Annotated in this window: 1 protein-coding gene; it reads right to left on the bottom strand. The window is 66.6% G+C overall.

The annotated features are described in order from the left end of the window. Nucleotides 1–1213 (bottom strand): IS256 family transposase (locus AP234_RS00055; protein ID WP_055477452.1); only part of this gene is annotated, 1213 nt, incomplete at its 3' end. Between the last annotated feature and the right edge of the window lie 49 nt (nt 1214–1262).

Raw genomic sequence — 1262 nt, 5'->3', positions numbered from 1 at the left:
TCCCGGTCGGGTCCAGGCTCATGATCGCCATGTAGACGCACTTGAGCGCCGCCTGCTCGTTGGGGAAGTGGCCGCGGGCCTTGACCGCCCGGCGGATCCGGGCGTTGACCGACTCGATCGCGTTCGTCGAGCAGATCACCCGGCGGATCTCGGCATCGAAGTTGAGGAACGGCACGAACTCGGCCCAGGCGTCCTCCCACAGCTTCACGATCGCCGGGTACTTGCCGCCCCATGCCTCGGCGAACTCCATGAACCGCTCCAGCGCTGCGGCTTCGGTGGGCGCGGTGTAGACCGGCCGCAACGCTTTGGCGATCGCGTCCCAGTGCTGGCGTCCGGCATACCGGAAGGAGGCACGGAGCAGGTGCACCACACAGGTCTGCACGACGGCCTGGGGCCACACCTGCTCGATGGCCTGCGGCAGGCCCTTGAGCCCATCGCAAACCACCATCAGCACATCGGCGACGCCCCGGTTCTTGATCTCGGTCAGCACGTGCAGCCAGAACTTGGCGCCCTCACCGCCGTCGCCCGCCCAGAGCCCGAGGATGTCGCGCTCGCCGTCGACCGTGACGGCCAGGGCGACGTAGATGGGCCGGTTGGCGACCTGACCATCGCGGATCTTCACGTGGATGGCATCGATGAACACGACAGGGTAGACGGGGTCGAGCGGCCGGTTCTGCCACTCGGTCATGCCCTCGATCACCTTGTCGGTGATGGTGGAGATCGTCTGCTTGGACACCTGCGCGCCGTAGACCTCGGCCAGGTGCGCGGAGATCTCACCGGTGGTCAGCCCCTTGGCCGCCAGCGAGATGACCATCTCATCCACGCCCGACAGCCGCCGCTGCCGCTTGGCAACGATCTTCGGCTCGAAACTGGCATCCCGGTCCCGCGGCACGACGATCTCGACGGGCCCGACGTCGGTGATGACCGTCTTGGTGCGGGTGCCGTTGCGGGCGTTGCCCATCTGGCTTGCGCCGCGTTCGTGCTTGTCGTAGCCGAGGTGGTCGGTGATCTCGCCTTCCAGAGCCGACTCCAGCACCAGCTTGGTCAGCCGGCCCAGCAGTCCGTTTTCGCCGACCAGCTCCAGCCCGTCGGCCCGGGCCTGCTCGACCAGCTTGGCCACCAGTTCCTGCTCCGAGGCCTGCGGCTTCTTACGCGCCACCGCGGTGTCCTCCAGGTCATTCGTCGCTTCCGATGCCTGGCTCACAGTAGTCATTGAGTGCGTTCTCCTTGATCAGGAGTTACACCGAAGACCGTACAGTCCC

Origin of the sequence: Sphaerimonospora mesophila (assembly GCF_001417795.1) — a bacterium.
Classification (GTDB): domain Bacteria; phylum Actinomycetota; class Actinomycetes; order Streptosporangiales; family Streptosporangiaceae; genus Sphaerimonospora; species Sphaerimonospora mesophila.
This window is presented reverse-complemented; position numbering and strand designations above follow the sequence as displayed.